Annotated in this window: 19 protein-coding genes; 16 read left to right on the top strand and 3 right to left on the bottom strand. The window is 72.2% G+C overall.

Annotated features, from left to right (window positions below; all coding sequences use genetic code 11):
- Positions 1–23 precede the first annotated feature (23 nt).
- The 3 genes from HP550_RS19555 (at position 24) to HP550_RS19545 (ending at position 2198) form a co-directional block, all read left to right on the top strand.
- Positions 24–353 carry a YciI family protein gene (locus HP550_RS19555; RefSeq protein ID WP_175349493.1) on the top strand — a complete coding sequence of 110 codons (330 nt, stop codon included), beginning with the start codon at positions 24–26 and terminating at the stop codon, positions 351–353.
- Between the two features lie 56 nt (positions 354–409).
- Positions 410–1579: an RNA polymerase sigma factor gene (locus HP550_RS19550; protein ID WP_343048282.1), complete on the top strand. Its 1170-nt coding sequence runs from the start codon at positions 410–412 to the stop codon at positions 1577–1579.
- Positions 1580–1694: 115 nt separating this feature from the next.
- Entirely contained in the window at positions 1695–2198 is a 504-nt protein-coding gene (locus HP550_RS19545) for a hypothetical protein (protein WP_175349319.1), read from the top strand.
- Between the two features lie 28 nt (positions 2199–2226).
- Here HP550_RS19545 and HP550_RS19540 read toward each other — a convergent pair whose 3' ends face one another.
- On the bottom strand, positions 2227–4152 hold the full coding sequence (locus tag HP550_RS19540; protein ID WP_175349318.1) for an oxidoreductase: 1926 nt from the start codon (positions 4150–4152) through the stop codon (positions 2227–2229).
- Positions 4153–4382: 230 nt separating this feature from the next.
- Between HP550_RS19540 and HP550_RS19535 the strand changes: the two genes are divergently transcribed.
- From HP550_RS19535 to HP550_RS19510, 6 genes are all read left to right on the top strand, one after another.
- Positions 4383–5219, top strand: coding sequence for an alpha/beta hydrolase (locus HP550_RS19535; RefSeq protein ID WP_175349317.1), 837 nt, complete (start codon positions 4383–4385; stop codon positions 5217–5219).
- 2 nt (positions 5220–5221) lie between these two features.
- A complete protein-coding gene (locus HP550_RS19530; RefSeq protein WP_175349316.1) occupies positions 5222–6004 on the top strand; it encodes an MBL fold metallo-hydrolase in 783 nt (260 codons plus the stop codon).
- Between the two features lie 22 nt (positions 6005–6026).
- A complete protein-coding gene (locus tag HP550_RS19525) occupies positions 6027–7712 on the top strand; it encodes a glycoside hydrolase family 9 protein (RefSeq protein ID WP_175349315.1) in 1686 nt (561 codons plus the stop codon).
- Positions 7713–7792: 80 nt separating this feature from the next.
- Positions 7793–10045, top strand: a complete 2253-nt coding sequence (locus HP550_RS19520) for a carbon starvation CstA family protein (RefSeq protein WP_175349314.1) — start codon at positions 7793–7795, stop codon at positions 10043–10045.
- Positions 10042–10248: a YbdD/YjiX family protein gene (locus HP550_RS19515; protein WP_343048281.1), complete on the top strand. Its 207-nt coding sequence runs from the start codon at positions 10042–10044 to the stop codon at positions 10246–10248. Before HP550_RS19520 ends, HP550_RS19515 begins: the two co-directional genes overlap by 4 nt.
- Before the next feature lie 162 nt (positions 10249–10410).
- Positions 10411–12045, top strand: a complete 1635-nt coding sequence (locus HP550_RS19510) for an endo-1,4-beta-xylanase (protein ID WP_175349313.1) — start codon at positions 10411–10413, stop codon at positions 12043–12045.
- Positions 12046–12075: 30 nt separating this feature from the next.
- Here HP550_RS19510 and HP550_RS19505 read toward each other — a convergent pair whose 3' ends face one another.
- Positions 12076–12426 (bottom strand): hypothetical protein, encoded by a 351-nt coding sequence (locus HP550_RS19505; protein ID WP_175349312.1) that lies wholly within the window; start codon positions 12424–12426, stop codon positions 12076–12078.
- 98 nt (positions 12427–12524) lie between these two features.
- On the opposite strand from HP550_RS19505, the gene HP550_RS19500 reads away from it, so the two are divergent.
- A complete protein-coding gene (locus HP550_RS19500; RefSeq protein ID WP_175349311.1) occupies positions 12525–12965 on the top strand; it encodes a YciI family protein in 441 nt (146 codons plus the stop codon).
- A complete protein-coding gene (locus tag HP550_RS19495) occupies positions 12962–14149 on the top strand; it encodes an RNA polymerase sigma factor (RefSeq protein WP_175349491.1) in 1188 nt (395 codons plus the stop codon). Before HP550_RS19500 ends, HP550_RS19495 begins: the two co-directional genes overlap by 4 nt.
- Here the strand turns inward: HP550_RS19495 and HP550_RS19490 are convergent.
- Entirely contained in the window at positions 14142–14951 is an 810-nt protein-coding gene (locus HP550_RS19490) for an SDR family NAD(P)-dependent oxidoreductase (protein WP_175349310.1), read from the bottom strand. The genes HP550_RS19495 and HP550_RS19490 overlap by 8 nt on opposite strands.
- A 74-nt stretch (positions 14952–15025) precedes the next feature.
- Here HP550_RS19490 and HP550_RS19485 point away from each other — a divergent pair, with 74 nt between their 5' ends.
- From HP550_RS19485 to HP550_RS19465, 5 genes are all read left to right on the top strand, one after another.
- Positions 15026–17455 carry an ATP-binding cassette domain-containing protein gene (locus tag HP550_RS19485; RefSeq protein WP_210768342.1) on the top strand — a complete coding sequence of 810 codons (2430 nt, stop codon included), beginning with the start codon at positions 15026–15028 and terminating at the stop codon, positions 17453–17455.
- A 34-nt stretch (positions 17456–17489) separates the two neighbouring features.
- Complete coding sequence (locus HP550_RS19480) at positions 17490–17912, top strand: iron chaperone (RefSeq protein ID WP_246281013.1); 423 nt, start codon at positions 17490–17492, stop codon at positions 17910–17912.
- Positions 17913–17984: 72 nt separating this feature from the next.
- Positions 17985–18482: a DUF2975 domain-containing protein gene (locus HP550_RS19475; protein ID WP_175349308.1), complete on the top strand. Its 498-nt coding sequence runs from the start codon at positions 17985–17987 to the stop codon at positions 18480–18482.
- The gene (locus tag HP550_RS19470) at positions 18482–18685 is read left to right on the top strand and encodes a helix-turn-helix domain-containing protein (RefSeq protein ID WP_056087253.1); all 204 of its coding nucleotides are present in this window, start codon (positions 18482–18484) and stop codon (positions 18683–18685) included. The genes HP550_RS19475 and HP550_RS19470 overlap by 1 nt, the downstream gene beginning before the upstream one ends.
- Positions 18686–18848: 163 nt before the next feature.
- Positions 18849–20534 carry a cellulase family glycosylhydrolase gene (locus HP550_RS19465; protein ID WP_343048280.1) on the top strand — a complete coding sequence of 562 codons (1686 nt, stop codon included), beginning with the start codon at positions 18849–18851 and terminating at the stop codon, positions 20532–20534.
- Positions 20535–20728 lie beyond the last annotated feature (194 nt).

Here is a 20728-nt window from a genome sequence, read left to right as displayed (position 1 = left end):
GCCGAGCACAGGGGATGGCCGAGATGCAGTATCTGGTGTCCGTGATCTTCGACGAGACGTCCGGCTTCGCGACGCCGGAGGAGATGACCGCGATCGACGAGTTCAACGACGGGCTGCGGGCCGACGGGAGCTGGGTGTTCGCCGGCGGCCTCGCGGCGCCCGACACCGCCACCGTGATCGACAACCGAGGTGCGGGCGAGGCGATCGTCACCGACGGGCCGTTCGTCGAGACGAAGGAGCACGTCGCCGGCTTCTGGATCATCGAGGCCCCCGACCTCGACGTGGCGCTGAAGCTCGCCGCCGAGGGGTCGCGCGCCTGCAACCGGAAGGTCGAGGTGCGGCCGTTCCTCTGAACCGTGCCGCGGTCGGGGAGGCGATCGCCCGGGCGCACCGCGAGGAGTGGGCGCGGGTGGTCGCCTCGCTGACCAGGCGCTTCGGTGACCTCGACGTCGCGGAGGACGCGGCTGCCGAGGCGTTCGCGGTCGCAGTCGAGCGGTGGCCGTCCGACGGCGTGCCGCCGAACCCGGGCGGTTGGTTGACCACGACCGCCAACCGGAAGGCGATCGACCGGATCCGGCGCGAGAGCAAGCGCGACGACAAGCAGAGGGCGGCGCAGATGCTGCGCGACGGGGACGCTCCGGTGCAGGGCGCCGTCGACGACGACCGGCTCCGGCTCATCTTCACGTGCTGCCACCCGGCGCTCGCGATGGAGTCCCGCGTGGCGCTCACCCTGCGCATGGTCGGCGGGCTGACCGTGCCGGAGATCGCCCGCGCGTTCCTGGTGCAGGAGTCCGCCACGGGGCAGCGGATCACGCGCGCGAAGGCGAAGGTCAAGGCCACCGGCATCCCCTACCGGGTCCCGTCGGAGGAGGACCTCCCCGCGCGCGTCTCGGGCGTGCTCGCGGTCCTCTACCTCGTGTTCAACGAGGGCTACCTGGCGACCGGTCCGGACAGCGACCCGCTCCGCCCGCACCTGACCGCCGAGGCGATCCGGCTCGCCCGCCTGGTCCGCACCCTGCTGCCCGAGGACGGCGAGGTGGCCGGGCTGCTGGCGCTGATGCTCCTCACCGAGGCTCGTCGGCCGGCGCGCGTGTCGACGAGTGGCGAGCTGATCCCCCTCGACACGCAGGACCGCGCGGCGTGGGACCCCGCCCTGATCGCCGAGGGGCACCGGCTGGTCCGCGAGCGCCTGGCCACCGGGCAGGCTCCGGGCCGGTACCAGATCCTCGCCGCGATCAACGCGGTGCACACCTCCGCCCGCGACGCGCGCGACACCGACTGGTCCCAGGTGGTGGCCCTGTACGACCAGCTGGTCCGGCTCGACCGCTCCCCGGTGGTTGCCCTCAACCGTGCGGTGGCGGTCGCCGAGCTCGACGGCCCGGAGGTGGCGCTGGCGGCCGTCGACCCGCTCGGGCAGGCGCTGGCCGGGTACCACGCGTTCCATGCCACGCGCGCGGAGCTGCTGCGCCGGCTGGGTCGCACCGCCGGGTCGCGCGAGGCGTACGACCAGGCCATCGCGCTGGCGGGCAACACCGCCGAGACCGCCTACCTGAGCCGCCGCCGCGACGAGCTGGGCTGAGGCCCACCGCCAAGTTCACCCCGCGAAGCTCCTCCGACCACAGGTGCGGCGGGCAACGATGTGCGACGACTACCGGTCCGACCCAGGGGGACGAATGACACGCACGATCCTGCCCATGCACCTCGCCCGAGCTGCGTTCGCGGTTCTTCTCGTCGCGGGGACGGTGACCGGGTGCTCCGCTGCGTCCGACGAGCCGACACCGTCGGACGAGCCCGCGGCCGCCGCCGAGAGCGCCGAGAGCGCCGAGACCGACACGGCCGACCCTGCCGCCGCAGCGCTCCAGGAGCAGAGCGACGCCCTGGACGCGTACGTCGCCGCCATGCAGTCGCAGCTCCCCGCCCTGGTGGACTCGTTCGGCGGGATGTACTCCGACATCACGATCACGGGGGTGCACCCCGACATGGTCGAGTACGCGTACGTCTACGCGGAGCAGATGGACGCCGCCACCGCCACCAGCGAGTTCGACGCCATGATCCCGACGTTGCAGTCCGCGTGCGACCGAGCGGTGTTCCCGGAGATGGCGCGCGCCGGCGTCTCCACCGACCCGAAGATCACCTACACCTACACCAACGCCGACGGCTCGACCCTCTGGTCGCACACGTTCGAACCGTCGGCGTAGAGCGCCGGCCCGGCGGTGGAGGGGACGGTCAGAGCAGCGCGGCGGTGAGGTACCCCGCGTTGATCGCCTCGCCCACCTTCGCCGGCAGCACGCAGTCGCCGATCGCGTGGACGCTGAGCCCGGTGGCGGCCAGCGCGTCGGCCAGCCGGTGCGCGGGCCGCACGCCGAACGCGGTCACCACCGTGTCGGCGTCCACGTGCACCTCGCCGTCGGGTCCGACGGCGGTCAGGCCCTTCTCGTCGATCTCGGTGACGAGGTGGCCGGTGAGCACGTGCACGCGCGCGTCCGTGAGGCTGCGCAGCAGGCTGATCGCGTTGATGAACAGCAGGTCCGCCGCGATCGCGTCGGCCTTCTCGACGATGGTGACCTCGTGGCCCGCCTCGGCCAGCTCGAGCGCCAGGTCGGCGCCCGACAGCCCTCCGCCGGCCACGACGACGCGGGAGCCCACGCGGTCCCGGTGCAGGTGCGCGTCCAGCACCTCGAGCACGTTCTCGCCGTCGACGCCCGGGATCGGCAGGACGAGCGGGTCCGCGCCGGTGGCGACCACGACCTCGTCGGCACCGGCCAGGCGGGTGTCGTCGGCCAGGATCTCGGTGCCCAGGTGCACGGTGACGGGCAGGTCGGCGATCTGCCGCCCCCACCAGCCGATCATGGCCCGCAGCTCCTTCTTGAACTCCGGGGTCGCGGCCGGCAGCAGCACCCCACCGAGGTGCTCGGACTTCTCGTAGACATCGACGGCGTGGCCGCGCAGGGCGGCGACGCGCGCTGCCTCCAGGCCGGCCGGGCCACCGCCGACGACGGCGACGTGCTTGGGCACGGCCGCGGGGACGAGGGCGCGCTCCAGCTCGTAGCCGGCGGTGGGGTTGACCGCGCAGCCGATGGTCGCGCCGGTGAAGATGGCGCCGATGCACAGCTGGTTGCAGCGGATGCAGGGCCGGATGTCGTCGCGACGCCCGTCCGCTAGCTTGGCCACCCACTCCGGGTCGGCGATGAGCCCGCGGCCGACGCCGACGAAGTCCGCGTCGCCGACGGTGAGCACGGCCTCGGCGTTCTCCGGGGTCAGGTTCCCCACGGCCATGACGGGGATGGCGACGACGGACTTCATCGCCTGCGCCGACGGGACCATGCACGCGTCGCCCAGGTAGTAGGGCGGGAACACCCAGTCCATCGCGTCGTAGGCGCCGTCGTCGACCATGAGCAGGTCGAGGCCGGCACCCTCGAGCAGACGCGCGATCTGCTGCGCCTCCACGAGGTCACGGCTGCCGGGCATCTTGTTGCTCACGGACAGCCGGAAGCTGATCGGCAGACCCGGCACCGCGGCCTTGATCGCCTGGATGATCTCGGTGGCGAACCGGGCGCGGTTCTTGATCGAGCCGCCGTACACGTCGGTGCGACGGTTCCACTGCGGGCCGAGGAACTGGTCGATCAGGTAGCCGGTGTGACCGTGCAGGTCCACCATGTCGACGCCTGCGGCCGCGCACCGGACGGCCGCGTCGGCGAAGCGGCCGACGAGCGTGCGGACCTCGTCCGTGGTCAGCGGGCGGCACAGCACCGTCGGGTCGAAGAAGTTCGGGTTGTCCGACGCCGAGACCGGCGGCTGCTCGGGCGTGTAGGCGGCGTTGTTGCGGCCCAGGCCGGCCGTGAGCTGGACCCCGAGCTTGCCGCCCTTGGCGTGCACCGCGTGGGCGAGCCGCGTGAGGGCGGGGATGGCGGCGTCCGAGTCGGCGTGGGCGAGGCCGGCCGTGAGCTCGAGGTCGCGGGACACGGCCGTGAGCTCGGTGACCACCAGGCCCGCACCGGTGCCGGCTCGCTCCGCGTACCAGGCCACCTGCCGGTCGGAGAAGTGACCGTCCGCGTCGGAGAGGCTGGTCCCCATCGGCGGCATGATCACGCGGTTGGCCAGCTCGAGGGCGCCGATGCGTCCGGGTGCGATGACGTGGGCGAACGCGGACATCGGAGTCCTTTCCTCCGGCGCGCGACGATGCGGCCGGGGCAGTGCCAGTGGTGAGGTGATCGTCCGCCGGTCGTCGAAGCGGTTCCTGGGTAGGAAGTCCCGGGTGAACCGGGTCCTGCACAGGGGCACCAGAACCGTGCACGGCCAGCACAGTGCGCCCCGGGCACCTGGTGCCACTGTGCTGCTGAGCGGGCCGGCCGGGACCGACCGCCGCGAGACGAGGAGACGTCATGACCACTCCGGACACCATCGTGCTCATCCATGGCTTCTGGGTCACGCCCCGCTCGTGGGAGGGGTGGAAGGCGCACTACGAGGCCAAGGGCTACACCGTCCACACGCCGGGCTACCCCGGGTTCGAGGTCGAGGTCGAGGCTCTGCGGGCCGACCCGACGCCGATCGCCGACCTCACGACGGACGCGATCGCGTCCCACCTCGACGAGTTCCTGAGCGCGCTGGACACCCCCACGCCGCCGATCCTCATGGGCCACTCCGCAGGCGGGACGTTCCTGCAGCTGATGCTCGACCGTGGGCACGGCAGCGCGGGCGTCGCGCTGAACTCGGCGCCGGTGGAGGGGGTCAAGACCACCCCGTGGTCGCAGCTGAAGTCGGTGTTCCCCGTGGTGAAGAACCCGGCGAACCACCACCGCGCGGTCGGCCTGTCGTTCGAGGAGTGGACGTACGCGTTCACCAACACGTACACGGAGGAGGAGTCGCGGCACTTCTACGACCGGTACCACATCCCGGCGTCGGGCCGCGTGCTCATCGACTCTGTGCTCGCGAACGTCCAGCCTGGACACCAGGACGCCTGGGTGGACTTCAGCAACCCGAACCGCGTGCCGCTGCTGTTCCTGTCGGGCTCCGAGGACCACATCATGCCGCCGTCGGTGCAGGCGTCGAACGCGAAGCACTACCGCGGCGCAGGCACCGTCACCGAGCACGAGACCTACGACGGTCGACCGCACCTCATGGTCGCCGGTCCGGGCTGGGAGGAGATCGCTGACCGTGCCCTGGACTGGGCGCTCGCGCACGCGGCCTGGGCCCCCGCGCAGAGCTCCGCCGCGTCCTGACGGTGTCCACCCTGACGTTCACGCACGTCGGCGGGCCGACGACCCTCGTGGAGGTGGACGGCTGGCGCATCCTCACGGACCCGACCTTCGACGCCCCCGGCCGGACGTACGCGTTCGGCTGGGGGACGTCGTCCCGGAAGACCACCGGCCCGGCCGTCGCGGCGGCGGACGTCGGCGACGTCGACGCGGTGCTGCTCACCCACGACCACCACGCCGACAACCTCGACGACGCCGGCCGACAGCTGCTCGGCGGCGCACCCACGATCCTGACCACCGTGCCGGGTGCGCGCCGCCTCGGTCCGCCCGCGGTGGGCCTGCGTCCGTGGGCCACGACGACACTCACCCACCCGGACCGTCCCACGCTGACCGTCACGGCGACCCCGTGCCGGCACGGACCCGTCGGCAGCCGTCCTGTCGCGGGGGCCGTCATCGGGTTCGACCTCTCGTGGGAGGGCCAGCAGCACGGGTCGCTGTGGTTCTCCGGGGACACCGTCCTGTACGGCGGGGTGCGCCAGGTGGCCGAGCGGAGGCGCGTCGGCACCGCGGTGCTGCACCTGGGTGGGGTCCGGTTCCCCGTGACGGGTCCGCTGCGCTACTCGATGACGGTCGACGACGGCCGCGAGCTGTGCCGAACCCTGAAGCCCCGGACGGTGCTACCCGTGCACTACGAGGGGTGGTCGCACTTCGTCGACCGGCCGGCCGCGCTCGAGCGACCGGAGCTGGCTCCCGATCCCGGGCGCACGACGTGGGCCGAGCCGGGCCGGCCGGTCGTGGTCGAGGTCTGAGCGCTCCCCTAGGCTGCCGGAGGTGAGCTGGCCACGGTGGTCCGTCGAGGACGTCCTCGCGCAGCGACCAGCCGTGCGCGTGAACCAGAGGGGCTACGTCCCGGGCCGCCCGATGGGCGCCACCCTCGTCTCGGACGCGATCGATCCGGTGCCGTTCCAGGTCGTCCGCGACGACGGGCTCGTCGCCCTCGACGGCACGTCGCAGCCGTGGCCGGTCCGGCCCGAACCGACCTCCGGCCTCCCGGTCCACGTCCTCGACCTCGCAGGACTGCCCGAGGGGACGTTCCACGTGCGGACCACCGACCACGTCAGCCACCCGTTCCGCGTGAATGCGCGGGTGCACGCCGACCTCGGCGCGGACGCCTTGCGCTTCTTCTCGCTCATGCGGTCGGGCGCGCCCGTCGACGTGCCCGGCTACGCGCGTCCGGCCGGGCACCCCGGAGACGTCGCCGTGCCCACCTGGACGGGTCCCGACGCGGAGCGGCTCTACCCCGGTTGGCACGACGACGGCACGTACGACGTCTCGGGCGGCTGGTACGACGCCGGCGACTACGGCAAGTACACGACCAGCGGAGCCCTCGCGGCGTGGCAGCTGCTCGGCACGCTCGACGTCCTGCCACCCGACGACCCGAGGGCCGACGCGGTGCTCGCCGAGTGCCGCTGGCAGCTCGACTGGCTGCTGCGGATGCAGGTGCCGCCGGGTCGCCCGCTCGCGGGGCTGGCGTTCCACCGCGTCCACGGGACCACCTGGTCGCCGCTGCCGGGATGGCCGCACCTCGACCCGACGGAGCGCGTCCTGCACCGGCCGTCGACCATCGCCGCACTGCACCTGGCGGCGGTCGCGGCAGCCGGCGCCCGGCACGTCCGCCCGACCGACCCCGCCTACGCCGCACGCCTGCTCGCGGCCGCGCGGTCGGCCTACGACGCCGCGCGGCGTCACCCCGACCTGCTCCCGCCGGACGACCACGCCCAGCACGGCGGCGGCCCCTACGACGACGGCGACGTGGGCGACGACTTCTACTGGGCGGCCGCCGAGCTCTGGCTGGCCACCGGCGAGCGCGTCTACGAGGAGCACGTCCTCGACTGCTCCGAGCACGCCGCCGACCCGTTCGACGCCGCCGGGTTCGACTTCCACCGCGTCAGCGCGCCCGCTCGCCTGGACCTGGCACTGCACGGGGGCCGGCTCGAGGACCACGCGCGGGTGGTCGGGAGTCTGCGCCGCGCCGCCGACCGTCTGCTCGACCTGCAGTCGCGCCAGCCGTGGGGGCAGCCCTACGCGCCGGCTGACGGGTGGGGCTGGGGGTCGAACGGCCGCATCCTCAACAACCTCGTCGTCCTCGGCGTCGCCCACCTGGTCACCGGCAGCACCGCCTACCGCGACGCGGTCGCCTCCGGCATGGACTACCTGCTGGGACGCAACGCGCTCGGGCAGAGCTACGTCACCGGGTACGGCACCGACCACAGCCACCACCAGCGCACCCGCCAGTTCGGGCACGACCTCGACCCGGCGATGCCGCCGCCGCCGCCCGGCGCCCTGGCCGGTGGCGCCAACTCGGTCCCCGCGCCGGACTTCCCCTACGACCCACGGCTCGTCGGCCTCGCACCCCAGCTCTGCTACCTGGACGAGCCGACGTCCGAGGTCACCAACGACGTCTGCATCCGGTGGAACGCGCCCCTGGTCTGGGTCGCGACGTTCCTGGACCGCTGACCGGGCGGAGGGCGTCGCCCGGTTGCGGCTCCGGTCGCCGCGCGTAGCGTGCTGAGCGACGACGACGTCCAGGGGGCACCATGACCGCGCGCACCGAGATCGAGCACATCCGCACCGACCCGGACCTTCCCCCGGTGGCGGTGGTGGAACGCGGACCGATGCCCGCGTCCCGACGCGCTGTCTTCGCGGTCGTGGCCGTGGTCGGCGCGGTCGCGTGGTCGGTGCTCGCCCTGGTGCGCGGCGAGCACGTCAACGCGGTGTGGTTCGTGTTCGCGGCCGTGTGCACCTACGTGATCGCGTACCGGTTCTACGCGCGGCTCATCGAGGCCAAGATCGTGCGCCCCCGCGACGACCGGGCCACCCCGGCCGAGCGGTACGACAACGCCAAGGACTTCATGCCGACCGATCGGCGGGTCCTGTTCGGCCACCACTTCGCGGCGATCGCCGGCGCGGGGCCCCTGGTCGGCCCCGTGCTCGCAGCCCAGATGGGGTACCTGCCGGGCACGGTGTGGATCATCGTCGGCTGCGTCGTCGGCGGGGCCGTCCAGGACTACCTCGTGCTGTCGATCTCGACCCGACGCCGCGGGCGCAGCCTGGGTCAGATGGCGCGCGACGAGCTCGGCCGGTTCGGCGGCGTCGCGGCCCTCGTGGCCGTGTTCGTCATCATGATCATCATCATCGCCGTCCTGGCGCTCGTGGTGGTCAACGCCCTCGCGGCGAGCCCCTGGGGCGTGTTCTCGCTGGCCATGACGATCCCGATCGCCCTGTTCATGGGCGTCTACCTGCGCGTCCTGCGGCCCGGCCGGATCACCGAGGTCACGATCATCGGTGTCGCGCTGCTGCTGCTGGCCATCGTCGCCGGCGGCTGGGTGGCCGAGACCGCGTGGGGGCAGGACTGGTTCACGCTCAGCCCCGTGGCGCTCGCGTGGTGGCTGGCCGCGTACGGCTTCGCGGCCTCGGTGCTGCCGGTGTGGCTGCTCCTCGCGCCCAGGGACTACCTGTCGACCTTCATGAAGGTCGGCGTGATCGTGCTGCTGGCCGTCGGGATCCTGATCGCGCGGCCGGAGGTGCAGGCACCGGCCGTCTCGTCGTTCGCGCTGCGCGGCGACGGTCCGGTGTTCGCGGGCGCGTTGTTCCCGTTCCTGTTCATCACCATCGCGTGCGGCGCGCTGTCCGGGTTCCACTCGCTCATCGCGTCCGGGACGACGCCGAAGCTGCTCGAGAAGGAGAGCCAGGCGCGGCCCATCGGGTACGGCGCGATGCTCACCGAGTCGTTCGTCGCGGTGATGGCCCTGGTCACCGCCGTCGTGATCGACCAGCACCTCTACTTCGTGATGAACGCCCCGGCGGGCGCGACCGGCGGGACGGCGGAGACGGCGGCCGAGTACGTCAACGGGCTCGGTCTGGGCGGGACGCCGATCACGGCCGGGGAGATCGAGGGTGCCGCGGCGTCGGTCGGTGAGGACTCGATCGTCTCCCGCACCGGCGGAGCGCCCACTCTCGCGTTCGGCATGTCCCAGGTGCTCAGCTCGGCCATCGGCGGCTCGGGGCTGGCGGCGTTCTGGTACCACTTCGCGATCATGTTCGAGGCGCTGTTCATCCTCACCACGGTCGACGCGGGGACGCGCGTCGCGCGGTTCATGCTCTCCGACAGCCTGGGCAACCTCGGCGGACCGATGCGCAGGTTCCGCGACCCGTCCTGGCGCGTCGGCGCGTGGGTGTGCTCCGTGGTCGTCGTCGCGGCGTGGGGGGCGATCCTGCTCATGGGCGTCACCGACCCCCTCGGCGGGATCAACACCCTGTTCCCGCTCTTCGGGATCGCGAACCAGCTGCTCGCGGCGATCGCGCTCACCGTGGTGACGGTGGTCGTGACCAAGAAGCGGCTGTACCGGTGGGTGTGGATCCCGGCGGTGCCGCTCGTGTGGGACCTGGTCGTGACGATGACCGCGTCGTACCAGAAGATCTTCTCCGCCGAGCCGCGCATCGGGTACTGGGCGCAGCACCGGGCGTTCCAGGACGCCCGGGCGGCCGGTGACCAGTCGTTCGGCGTCGCCGCGTCGCCCGCCGAGATGGACGCGGTGATCCGGAACACCGCGATCCAGGGGACGTTGTCGATCATCTTCGCCGTCCTGGTGCTCGTGGTCGTGGTGGTGGGCGCGGTCGTCATCGTGCGGTCGGTGCGCGCCGGCGGGCTGCCCTCCACCGAGGAGCCGGACGTGCCGTCACGCCTCTTCGCCCCCCGCGGCCTCGTCGCCACCCCCGCGGAGCGCGAGGTCCAGGCGCTGTGGGACGCCCGCGACCGGGACCGCGCGCCGACGGGAGCAGGGTCGTGACCGCCGGCCTGACGCAGGCCCTCATGCGGGCCGGCCACGCCGTGCGGTGGTACACGACCGCGCTGCTAGGCGACCGCGACTACGACCGCTACGTCGCGCACCTCGCACGCGTCCATCCCGGCACGGCGCCGGTGTCGGAGCGGGCGTACTGGCGCGAGCGGCACGCGGAGCAGGACGCCCACCCGGGCGCGCGCTGCTGCTGATCATCCCCGGGGCGCCGGTCGAGCAGGCCGAACAGGTCGCGCTCGTGTGCGGTGCGTCACGGCGCCGCGCTCGTGGGGCCTGCGCGCGCTTGCCCCGGGCCTGGTCCGTCTGCCTACGGTGGCACGACCGACGCGCCATCGACCGGGGGGAGCTGTGCCGTCGTGCGACGACTCATCCCTGCCCTGCTCGTGGTGGCCGCGCTCGTCCTCGCGGTCGTGCTGCTCGTCGGTCCGCTCCCGCCTGGCCCCGGACAGGCGCCGGCTCCCACCGCGACTGCCGCTCCGGCCGCCGCGCCCGACCGGGTCAGCACGGTGCTCGCGAGCGACTTCGAGGACGGCACCGACGGCTGGGAAGGCCTCGGCACCGCAGACGTCGTGGCCCGCGAGGGCGACGCCCACTCCGGGGGCTCGAGCCTGGTCACGAGCGGCCGCACCGAGGCGTGGAACGGTGCGCTGCTCGACGTCACCGGGGTTCTCACCCCCGGCACGCAGCACACGCTGTCCGTGTGGGTCCGCCTGGCGCCCGGCGTGACCTCCGTCCCGGGCGAGCTCCAGCTGACGGTCCGCCGTGACGTCGACGGCGAGCGCGTCCACGACCACCTCGTGCGCACGCCCGTCGGGGCTGAGGGATGGGTCGAGCTCCGCGCCGAGTACACCCTCCCCGACCGCGCGCAGCAGCACCCCGCGCTCTACGTCGAGTCGACCGGCACGCTCGCCGACTTCCTGCTCGACGACGTCACCGTGACCAGGCAGGCACCGCCGGTGCAGACCGACATCCCGGCGCTGCGCGAGGCCCTCGCGGACGACTTCCCCGTCGGCACCGCCGTGGGCAGTCAGGACCTGGCCGGCGCCCCCGCGGAGCTGCTCACGCGGCACTTCTCGATGATCACCCCGGAGAACGCGCTGAAGCCCGCGAGCGTCCAGCCGCGCGAGGGCGAGTTCACGTTCGAGCGCGCCGACGAGGTGCTCGACTTCGCGGTCGCCCACGGCCTTGCCGTGCACGGCCACACCCTCGTGTGGCACCGCTCGACCCCCGACTGGTTCTTCCGCGCGCCCGACGGACGCGAGCTCGGGCAGAGCCCGGCGGACCAGGCCCTCCTGCTCGCCCGCCTGGAGACGCACGTCCGGACGGTCGCGACGCACCTGGAGGACCGATACGGCGACCGGAACCCCGTGCGGTCGTGGGACGTCGTGAACGAGGCGATCGACCCGGAGCAGGACGACGGCCTGCGGCGCAACCAGTGGTACGCGGTGCTGGGACCGGACTACGTCGCGGCGGCGTTCCGGATCGCACGCGAGGCGTTCGGGCCGGACACGGTCCTGTACCTGAACGACTACGGCACCGAGAACCGGACGAAGCGCCGGGCGGCCGCGGCAGTCGTGGAGCGCCTGCTCGACGAGGGCGTCCCGATCGACGGGATCGGCCACCAGCTGCACGTCGACCTGCGGGTGCCCGTCTCGGGGATCGAGGACACCATCGCAACGTTCGAGGACCTCGGTGTGCGGCAGGCCGTCACGGAGCTCGACGTCGCGATCTCCGAGTCGACCGAGGTGCTCGACTCGGCACCCCCCGAGCGCCTCGCGGAGCAGGGCCGGTACCTCCGGGACCTGCTGGCGGCGCTCCGGCGGCACCCGGGCGCCCTCTCCTCGCTGAGCGTGTGGGGTCTGTACGACTCCCGGAGCTGGCTGCGGGCCTGGCCGACAGAGCGTCCGTTCGAGGCACCGCTCCTGTTCGACGCGCACCTGCAAGCCAAGCCGGCGTACTGGGGCCTGGTCGACCCCGACCGGCTGAACTGACCCCTCCGTGCCGACGCGTGGACGGCCGCGTCACGGACGGGGTCTGCGCCAGTCCAGCATGACGAACAGGTCGCGCTGCCCGGGGACTCCCTCGAGCACCGCGCGGGCCAGCGCCGGTTCCCCCGCCTGCTCGCACGACCACAGCTCGAAGTCGATGGTCTGCGACCAGGTGGCCGGGAGGAACCCGAGGACCGTGGCGCCGTCGAGCACCTTCACCACGTCGTGCTCGGTCCGGGCCAGCGCCACGGCGAACCCCCGCTCGGACCGGGTGGCACGGGTGGGCGCGGCTGAGTCGAGGAACCCGCGCACCCGCACGGGGACGTGACCGCCGCTCGCGGGCACGAGGCGGCCGGGCATCCGGGTCGAGGACATCGGGTCCATGCGCGGAAACTACTCCTGCGGGACACGTCGAGAAACGCGGGACGGCTCCGTTCCTCGGGTGAGAGTGCCAGTCTGGGCACGACGACGAAGGAGCAGTCATGGCCAAGTACCTGCTGATCGTGGACTTCCAGAGCGGTCCGGACGACGCGCCGATGTCGGCCTGGACCGACGACGAGGTCGCTGAGCACCTCAACTACTACGGGCGCCTGAACCGCGAGCTGATCGAGAGCGGCGAGCTGGTGGGCGGGGAGATCCTCACCGGTCCGGACCTGGCGAAGGTCGTCACGTCGGACGGCGCCAGGACGGTCGTCACGGACGGGCCGTTCCAGGAGTTCAAGGAGTGGGTGGCGGGCTACCAGATCGTCGAGACCGAGACCGAGGCGCGGGCTCTGGAGATCGCCGCGCTGGTCTCCGCGGTGCCGGGGCGCGGCGGGGTCCCGACCCAGCAGCCGATCCAGGTGCGTCGGATCATGGAGGACGGGCCGTCGGACGTCGAGGAGATGAACGCGTTCCTCGAGACGGCGAGCGACGCCCGCTGAACGTCCCGCCCGACGTCGAGGACCTGCTGCGCGAGCTGGCGCCGCAGGTCCTCGGCACGCTCGCGCGCCGGTGGGGCGACTTCGACGCCGCCGAGGACGCGGTCCAGGAGGCGCTGCTCGCGGCGGCGCAGCACTGGCCGACGGACGGGATCCCGGCGCGGCCACGAGCCTGGCTGCTGCAGACGGCGTCGCGACGGATGGTCGACCGGTGGCGCCGCGACGTCGCCCGCCGCGACCGCGAGCGCCGTGCTGCCGCGCAGCCCGCGTCCGGCGGTGCCGCGCAGGAGGACGACACCCTGACCGTCCTGTTCCTCTGCTGCCACCCGGTGCTGACCCCCACGTCCGCGATCGCGCTGACCCTGCGGGCGGTCGGCGGCCTGACGACCGCGGAGATCGCCCGGGCGTTCCTCGTGCCGGAGGCGACGATGGCGCAGCGGATCAGCCGCGCCAAGCAGCGGGTCGCGGGCGAACGGTTCTCGATGCCCGCGCCGGACGAGCGCCCGACCCGGCTGCGCAGCGTCCTGCGCGTTTTGTACCTGATGTTCAACGAGGGCTACACGGGCAGCGCCGGCGACGACCTCACGCGCGTCGACCTGTCCGACGAGGCGATCCGCATCGCGCGGCTGGTGCACGCGGCCGAGGTCGACGCCGAGGTCAGCGGCCTGCTCGCCCTCATGCTCCTGACGGACGCCCGTCGGGCCGCGCGGACCGACCAGTCGGGGACTCCGGTGACGCTGGCCGACCAGGACCGGAGCCTGTGGGACCACGCCATGATCGCCGAGGGGACCGCGCTGCTCGACGGCGCGATCGGCCGGGGTGCGGTCGGTGAGTACCAGCTCCAGGCGGCCATCGCCGCGATCCACGACCGGGCGCCCGACGCCGACGCGACGGACTGGCCCCAGATCCTCGCCCTGTACGAGCTGCTCGAGAGGATGACGGGCAGCCCCGTGGTCACGCTGAACCGCGCGGTCGCGGCGGCGATGGTCCACGGGCCGGCGGCGGGCCTGGCGATCCTCGACGGCATCGACGACGCCCTCCCCCGCGTCGACCAGCTGCGCGCCTACCTGCACGAGCGCGCCGGCGAGACAGACCTCGCGCTCACCCACTACCGGCGGGCGGCCGGCCGAGCGATCAACGTGGCGGAGCGCCGGTACCTGGACGCCCAGGTGGCCCGGCTCAGCTGAGCAGCGCCTTCATCCGTGACCGGACGAGCCGGGCCGCGCGCTCGGGAGCCAGGCGGGCCAGCAGGTCCATCACGGCCGCGTCCTTGCCGACGGTCACCCGGTAGGCGTCGCGCTCGACGGCGTCGAGGATGATCCGGGCCGCCCGCGGCGCGGACGTCATCGACCGTTCCAGGCGCCGGGCCGTCGCACCCGAGATCTCCGGGGCGATCACGCCCGAGTTCTCGACGATCCCCGTGCGCACCGCCCCGGGGAAGACCACCGTCACGGCGACGGACGTGCCGGCGAGCTCGGCGTGCAGTCCCTCGGTCAGGAGGCGGACCGCCGCCTTCGAGGCGCCGTACGCGGTCTGCCCGGGCACCGGAAGGAAACCGCCGATGCTGGAGACGTTGACCAGGTGCGCCACCGGACGCGCGACAAGGTGCGGCAGGAACGCCTTCGTCGTGTGCACCGGACCCCAGAAGTTCACCGCCATGACGCGCTCGATCTGCGGGTAGTCCAGGTCGACGAGGGAGACGAACGGCTGGATGATCCCGGCGCAGTTGACCAGCCCGTCGACCTGGCCGTGCGTACCGACGACCTGCGCGGGCAGAGCCTCGACGGCCTCCCGGTCGGCGACGTCGGCGACGTGGGTGGACAGCCGGTCCGCCGCCGGCCCCGCGCGCTCGGCAGTCTCCTCCAGGTGCTCAGCGCTGCGGCTGATCGCGGCGACCCGCGCGCCACGCCCGAGGAGCCCGAGCACGAGCTCTCGCCCGATGCCATCGCCGGCGCCCGTGACGACGACGGTCCTGCCTGCCACCCTCATCGCCAGCCCCCTGCCGATCGGTTGCGCCGACGGTACCGGTGTCCCCGCCCGCCGCTAGCGTTGCGCACATGGTGATGGACGAGATGAGCAACGACGAGATGAACCCCGGGGCACACGTCGCCGACAGCCACGACTGGATCCGCGTGCACGGAGCGCGCGAGAACAACCTCAAGGACATCAGCATCGAGCTCCCGAAGCGCCGGCTCACGGTGTTCACGGGGGTCTCCGGCTCGGGCAAGAGCTCGCTGGTGTTCGGCACGATCGCCGCCGAGTCGCAGCGGATGATCAACGAGACCTACTCCACCTTCGTCCAGGGCTTCATGCCCACCCTCGCGCGGCCGGACGTCGACGTCCTGGACGGGCTGACCACGGCGATCATCGTCGACCAGGAGCGGATGGGCGCCAACATCCGGTCGACCGTCGGCACCGCGACCGACGCCAACGCGCTGCTGCGCATCCTGTTCAGCCGGCTCGGGGTCCCGCACATCGGCTCGTCGCAGGCGTTCTCGTTCAACGTCGCGTCCATCTCGGGCGCCGGCGCGGTGACCATCGAGAAGGGTGGCACCACCACCAAGGAGCGCCGGAGCTTCTCCATCACGGGCGGCATGTGCTCCCGCTGCGAGGGTCGCGGGTCGGTCACCGACTTCGACCTCGGCCAGCTCTACGACGACAGCAAGTCGCTCAACGAGGGTGCCCTGACCATCCCCGGCTACAGCTCGGACGGCTGGTACGGGCGCATCTTCAGCGGCTCGGGCTTCTTCGACCCGGACAAGCCGATCAGCAAGTTCACCAAGAAGGAGCTGAACGACCTGCTGTACAAGGAGCCGACCAAGATCAAGGTCGACAACATCAACCTCACCTACGAGGGGCTGATCCCGAAGATCCAGAAGTCGTTCCTGGCCAAGGACGTCGAGGCCCTCCAGCCGCACATCCGGGCGTTCGTGGAGCGGACGGTCGTGTTCACCACGTGCCCCGACTGCGACGGGACGCGGCTCAACGAGGGGGCGCGGTCGTCGCGGATCGGCACGGTGAACATCGCCGACGCCTGCGCGATGCAGATCAGCGACCTGGCCGAGTGGGTGCGCGGGCTCGACGAGCCGTCCGTCGCTCCCCTGCTCACGGCCCTGCGCGAGCTGCTCGACTCGTTCGTGAGCATCGGGCTCGGGTATCTCTCGCTGGAGCGCTCGTCGGGCACGCTCTCGGGCGGCGAGGCCCAGCGCACCAAGATGATCCGCCACCTCGGCTCCTCGCTCACCGACGTGACGTACGTGTTCGACGAGCCCACGATCGGGCTGCACCCGCACGACATCCAGCGGATGAACGCGCTGCTCCTGCGCCTGCGGGACAAGGGCAACACCGTGCTGGTCGTGGAGCACAAGCCGGAGGCCATCGCGATCGCCGACCACGTGGTCGACCTCGGACCCGGCGCCGGCTCGGCGGGCGGAACGGTCTGCTTCGAGGGGAGCCTCGACGGGCTGCGGGCCAGCGGGACCATCACCGGACGCCACCTCGACGACCGGGCCTCCCTCAAGGAGTCGGTGCGGACGCCCACGGGCACGCTCGAGATCCGCGGCGCCACCACCAACAACCTGCGCGACGTCGACGTGGACATCCCGCTCGGCGTCCTCGTCGTGCTCACGGGGGTGGCCGGCTCCGGCAAGAGCTCGCTCATCCACGGGTCGATGCCGACCGGTGCGGGCGTCGTGTCCATCGACCAGGCGGGCATCAAGGGGTCGCGCCGGAGCAACCCGGCCACGTACACGGGCCTGCTCGAGCCCATCCGCAAGGCGTTCGCCAAGGCCAACGGCGTCAAGCCCGCGCTGTTCAGCGCCAACTCCGAGGGCGCCTGCCCCAGCTGCAACGGCGCCGGCGTCATCTACACGGACCTCGCGATGATGGCCGGCGTCGCCACCCCGTGCGAGCTGTGCGAGGGCAAGCGGTTCCAGGCGTCGGTGCTGGAGTACCACCTGGGCGGCCGCGACATCAGCGAGGTGCTCGCGATGTCGGTGACCGAGGCGGAGCAGTTCTTCGGCGCGGGCGACGCACGTACCCCGGCGGCGCACGCGGTTCTCGTCCGGCTCGCCGACGTCGGGCTCGGCTACCTGAGCCTCGGGCAGCCGCTGACCACCCTGTCCGGCGGCGAGCGCCAGCGGCTCAAGCTGGCCACGCGCATGGGCGACAAGGGCGGCATCTACGTCCTCGACGAGCCGACCACCGGCCTGCACCTGGCCGACGTCGAGCAGCTGCTGGGCCTGCTCGACCGGCTGGTCGACTCCGGCACCTCGGTGATCGTCGTCGAGCACCACCAGGCGGTCATGGCGCACGCCGACTGGATCATCGACCTCGGTCCGGGCGCGGGCCACGACGGCGGGCGGATCGTCTTCGAGGGCACGCCGGCCGACCTGGTCGCCGGCCGTCCCACGCTCACGGGCCAGCACCTGGCCGCCTACGTGGGTGCGGCATCGAGCAGGGATGGAGAAGCCTCCGTCGCCGTCGCTCCCTAGGGTTCTCGGCAACGGTCCAGAGAGGAAGCAGATGATGGCGAAGGCCACGAGCACGGAGTCCGAGGGGTTCACCGCGGAGGAGCGCGCCGCGATCAAGGAACGCGCCAAGGAGTCGCGCCGCAAGCAGAACGGCGAGGCCGACCTGCTCGAGAAGATCGCGGAGATGGCCGACGCCGACCGCGCGATGGCGGAGCGCATCCACGCGATCGTCACCGAGGTCGCCCCGGAGCTCGAGCCCAAGACCTGGTACGGCCAGCCGGCCTACGCGAAGGGCGGCAAGGTGGTCGTCTTCTTCCAGGCCGCGTCGAAGTTCGACACCCGGTACGCGACGCTGGGCTTCAACGACGTGGCCAACATCGACGACGGCTCCATGTGGCCGACGGCCTTCGCGATCGCCGCGCTCACGCCGGCGGACGAGAAGCGGATCGGCGAGCTCGTGAAGAAGGCGGTCAGCTGACGGTTGCCATGGCGGCGGTCTATCGATAGGTTTCTCTCGTTAATCGATAGATCGCTACCAAGGAGCACTGCCATGAGCCGACTGGCCATCCTCGCGCTGCGGGCGGTGATCGTGCTGATGTTCGCCGGCCTGCTGGCGGTGCAGATCATGATCATCCCGGCCATCGGTCGCGACATCGACGACGGCGGCGCCGCGGTGGCGCACCTGCGCTGGCCCGTGATGGTCGTCGGGTTCCTGGGCGTGCTGGCCGTGCAGGCCGCGCTCGTGTGCGTGTGGCAGCTGCTCACCCTGGTCCGGCGCGACACCGTGTTCAGCACGGCGGCGTTCCGGTACGTCGACGTCATCATCGGCGCGGCGGTCGCGGCGACCGTGCTGGCGATGATCCTGTCGTTCGTGCTCGCACCCGGCGAGGCGGTGGCGCCCGGGATCGTCCTGCTCGTCGTCATCGGCGGCATGGGCACGGCCGGGATCGCGCTGCTGGTGCTCGTCCTGCGCGTGCTGCTGGCCAAGGCGATGGTCCTCGACTCGACGGCGACCACGCTGCGTGCCGAGCTCGACGAGGTGATCTGATGCCGATCGTCGTCGACGTGGACGTGATGCTGGCCCGCCGCAAGATGTCCGTGGGCGAGCTGGCCGATCGCGTCGGCATCACCCCGGCCAACCTCGCCGTGCTGAAGAACGGTCGGGCCAAGGCAGTCCGGTTCACCACGCTCGAGGCCCTGTGCGCCGTGCTGGAGTGCCAGCCCGGGGACCTGCTGCGGCACGAGCCGTAGGCCTATCCGTTTCGCCCCCTTCCTCCGGGACCGCACTGTCCCTACACTCCGATCGAAGCGCTTCGACGATCGAGCGCGACGCCGGGGGCAACGCCGCCCCCAACGCGCTCGACGGAGAGCCGGCCGCCCCGCCGCGCGCGACACTGCGACGAAGGGCATCCCCGTGACACGACCCCTCTGGACCAGCCTCGCGGCACTCGTCGCGGCCACCGCACTGACGGCCACGCTCGCCGGACCTGCGCAGGCCGCCCCACCACCCAAGCCGGCCGCGAAGGTGGTCGCCGCGATGCAGCCCGGCTGGAACCTCGGCAACACCTTCGACGCCGTCGGCGCCGACGAGACCGCCTGGGGCAACCCGCGCGTGACCAAGAAGGTGCTCAGCCAGGTGGAGAAGCAGGGCTTCAAGAGCGTCCGCATCCCCGTCACGCTCGGCCAGCACGAGGGGCCGGCGCCGGACTACACGATCGACCCGGTGGTCCTCGACCGCGTGGAGGAGGTCGTCGACTGGGCGCTCGACGAGGACCTGTCGGTGCTCCTGGACCTGCACCACGACTCGTGGATGTGGACCAACGCGATGCCCACCCGGCACGACGAGGTGCTCGCGCAGTTCACCGCCACGTGGGAGCAGCTGGCCGAGCGGTTCCGCGACCACCCCCGCACGCTGCTGTTCGAGAGCATCAACGAGCCGCAGTTCGCCGGGTCCACGGGTGAGGCCCAGGAGTACGCGCTGCTGGACGAGCTGAACGCCGCGTTCCACCAGGTGGTGCGCTCGTCGGGTGGCAGGAACGCCGACCGCGTCCTGGTGCTGCCCACGCTGCACACCGACTCCGGGCAGGCCCGGCTCGACTCGCTGGTCCAGACGTTCACCGCGCTGAACGACCAGAACCTGGCCGCGACCTTCCACTACTACGGCTACTGGCCGTTCAGCGTGAACGTGGCGGGCGGCACCCGGTTCGACGCGACCGCGCAGCAGGACGTCACCGACACGTTCGCGCGGGTGCGCACCACCCTGGTGAACGCCGGTATCCCGGTCATCCTCGGCGAGTACGGCCTGCTCGGGTTCGACCGGCACACCGGGACGATCGAGCAGGGCGAGAAGCTGAAGTTCTTCGAGTACCTGGGGTACCAGGCGCGCACCTCCGGCGTCACGACGATGCTCTGGGACAACGGCCAGCACTTCGACCGCACCGCGTTCACGTGGCGGGACCCGGCTCTGTTCGCGCAGCTCTCGAGCAGCTGGAGGAAGCGCTCCGGCACGGCGTCCACCGACCAGGTGTTCGTGCACCCCGGTGCCGTGACCGAGCAGGCGATCACGCTCCACCTCAACGGCACGACGTTCCGGGACCTGTCGCTCGCAGGCAAGAAGCTCAAGCAGGGCCGGGACTACCAGCTGTCCGGCGGCACCCTGACCCTGCCCGCCACGCTCCTCCAGCGGCTGTCCGGCGACGGTGCCTACGGGACGAGCGCCGAGCTGGTCGCGCGGTTCTCCCAGGGCGTCCCGTGGCGGATCGAGATCGTCAACGCCGACACCCCGGTGCTCGCGGCCGCGACCGGCACCACCGACGCGTTCGCCGTGCCGACCGCCTTCCGCGGCGACCGGCTGGCCACGATGGAGGCGCGCTACCTCGACGGGTCCAACGCCGGACCGCACGGGTGGACGTCGTTCAAGGAGTTCGACGTGACGTTCGCGCCGGACGCCGCTACGGGGTCGATCCTCCTGCGCCCGGCGTTCTTCGCGGAGGTCGCCGACGCGTCCCCCGTGGTGCTCACGTTCCACTTCTGGAGCGGCGCGATCGTCCAGTACACGGTGGTCCGGAACGGGACGGCGGTGACCGGCACCGTCGGCTGAGGACGGATCGTCCGGCGTGCGCCCGTCCACGGCCGCAGCGCACGCCGGGCGCCCCCGCCTCTCTGCCTGGTGATCCGATAGTTTCGGAGTCCAGAACCTAAACGGTTCGACTGCGCCCCACAGTGTTCCCTTGGCACGAACACGTCTGCACACTGGCGTCGATAACGTTATCGACGCTCCGTGCGTCGGTACGG

The organism is Cellulomonas humilata (assembly GCF_013359775.1).
Classification (GTDB): Bacteria; Actinomycetota; Actinomycetes; order Actinomycetales; family Cellulomonadaceae; genus Cellulomonas; species Cellulomonas humilata.
Note: the sequence above shows the minus strand (reverse complement) of the source record. Positions and strands in the feature narration are given on the sequence as shown.

Excerpts from the sequence above, each read along its gene's own strand:
- HP550_RS19555 (WP_175349493.1), top strand. The coding sequence starts at position 24 with ATGCAGTATCTGGTGTCCGTGATCTTCGACGAGACGTCCGGCTTCGCG.
- HP550_RS19545 (WP_175349319.1), top strand. The coding sequence starts at position 1,695 with ATGCACCTCGCCCGAGCTGCGTTCGCGGTTCTTCTCGTCGCGGGGACG.
- HP550_RS19540 (WP_175349318.1), bottom strand. The coding sequence starts at position 4,152 with ATGTCCGCGTTCGCCCACGTCATCGCACCCGGACGCATCGGCGCCCTC.
- HP550_RS19535 (WP_175349317.1), top strand. The coding sequence starts at position 4,383 with ATGACCACTCCGGACACCATCGTGCTCATCCATGGCTTCTGGGTCACG.
- HP550_RS19520 (WP_175349314.1), top strand. The coding sequence starts at position 7,793 with ATGACCGCGCGCACCGAGATCGAGCACATCCGCACCGACCCGGACCTT.
- HP550_RS19505 (WP_175349312.1), bottom strand. The coding sequence starts at position 12,426 with ATGGACCCGATGTCCTCGACCCGGATGCCCGGCCGCCTCGTGCCCGCG.
- HP550_RS19500 (WP_175349311.1), top strand. The coding sequence starts at position 12,525 with ATGGCCAAGTACCTGCTGATCGTGGACTTCCAGAGCGGTCCGGACGAC.
- HP550_RS19490 (WP_175349310.1), bottom strand. The coding sequence starts at position 14,951 with ATGAGGGTGGCAGGCAGGACCGTCGTCGTCACGGGCGCCGGCGATGGC.
- HP550_RS19485 (WP_210768342.1), top strand. The coding sequence starts at position 15,026 with ATGGACGAGATGAGCAACGACGAGATGAACCCCGGGGCACACGTCGCC.
- HP550_RS19480 (WP_246281013.1), top strand. The coding sequence starts at position 17,490 with ATGGCGAAGGCCACGAGCACGGAGTCCGAGGGGTTCACCGCGGAGGAG.
- HP550_RS19475 (WP_175349308.1), top strand. The coding sequence starts at position 17,985 with ATGAGCCGACTGGCCATCCTCGCGCTGCGGGCGGTGATCGTGCTGATG.
- HP550_RS19470 (WP_056087253.1), top strand. The coding sequence starts at position 18,482 with ATGCCGATCGTCGTCGACGTGGACGTGATGCTGGCCCGCCGCAAGATG.